At 44.0% G+C, this 1,539-nt stretch carries 1 protein-coding gene; it reads right to left on the bottom strand.

The annotated features are described in order from the left end of the window. Positions 1-161: 161 nt before the first annotated feature. Positions 162-1,539: putative solute-binding protein (locus A3766_RS23150; RefSeq protein ID WP_068643046.1), on the bottom strand; the 1,378-nt coding region annotated here is incomplete at its 5' end.

Below are 1,539 nucleotides of genomic sequence, written 5' to 3'. Positions count from 1 at the left end.
GCATCGAAGGCAGGAGATGCTGTTATACCGCCAAGATCACTACAGACCTTTGCATAGTCCTCTAAGGCTTTTGTTTTGTATGAATATGGCGACGACTTATCCAGGATAGCCTTCGTTATTTCTTCTAATTTGGAGCGGTTCATCGTTTGCTCTATTGCCGCTTAGATCCAGCCAAATAGAAAGTCCCATAAACTCCATGACTCTTTTTTCTCAAGCTCATTTTTTGCTTGTTCAAGTACGATGCGTTCTTGTTCTAAGGCTTTCTTTTCTTCTTCTAGCTTGAGTTTTTCTTGCGCTATTCGTTGTTCTTCAATACGGCGCTCTTCCTCAAGTCGTGCTTGTTCTTGCTGTTGCTGGGCTAGAAGCTGCTTTTCCTCTTCAAGCTTGCGTTGCTCTTGTTCTTTTTGCTCTTGAAGCCGCTTCTCTTCTTCTGCTCTTTGTTTAGCTAAGCGTTCAGCTTCAGCTTTTTTTGCGTGAGCGATGCGCTCGGCTTCGAGCTTCTTTTTAGCAGCTGCGTCTGCTTGGGCCTTTTGCTTCTCTATGTTGTTCTTTTTGACGCGTTTGCTAACCACCTTGGGCGGTGCTTTGCATTCGCCACGAGAAGGGTCTAGACGGCAGCGAATTTTCCAGAATAACTTCAGTGCGGTAGGGTTGTTGATCTGATCGTCTTGTAAGGCAAGTCTAATGCGTTTACTGAAGTGATCAATCTCATCCTTTACGAATTGATTAGTTTTAATCCAGTAGTGCTTGGGGATTTCCTCTTCGGCATCAACTACCATTTTGTTCATCGCTTTCATTCGTGTCAGCATGTAGTTTCGCATTTTATTCCCGAAATCCTCAGGGAACTGATCACGACGAGCAATGGTTTGAAGCATTCCGTAATATAGCCGGTAATCAATAATTCCTCCTTTATCTGCAAGACCCTCGTAAAGCTCAAAGGTGTTGTAGGCAAGAGCGGGCATGATCACAATATCAACTTCGCCGGTTTTAAATTTATCTGCAAAGTTTGATAGTGTTACCGTGACAGGTTTGGACTTAGATAAACTTGCAAATTTATACATTTGCGGATCATTATTCAAAATCGCAATCTTTTGACCAGAAAATTCGTCAATTGTGTCAATCGAGCGGTCTTTAACAAAGGCATACATCGAACCAACAGGGAAGGTTGTTACAACCTCATAATTGTTTTCGATCATCAGCTTGCCAGCCCTAGAGCGGCTTAGCGTAGCGATAGCAAGCTCAAGCCCTTTCTCTGAGTTAATTGCTCCAATTGCGTCCATTGTGCCGGCAAACTTAACAAACTGGCGCGACAGGATGCTCGTAAGAACGGCAGCCTCGCAGTTGCCAGCCTTAAATTGCTTAACAACATCGGTTTCTTCGGTGTAGGCGACAAATTTGAGCTTTAATCCCCAGGCTTGAGCTCGTGGAATAACGTCGGAATAAAATGTCATCACTGGGCCACTTCGGCCAACAGGATCCCAAACGCAGAACGTTTTAGATTCTAAAGAAAAAGCAGAGCTACTGAACAGGCTTATCAAG

It is taken from the genome of Oleiphilus sp. HI0132 (assembly GCF_001635845.1).
This window is presented reverse-complemented; position numbering and strand designations above follow the sequence as displayed.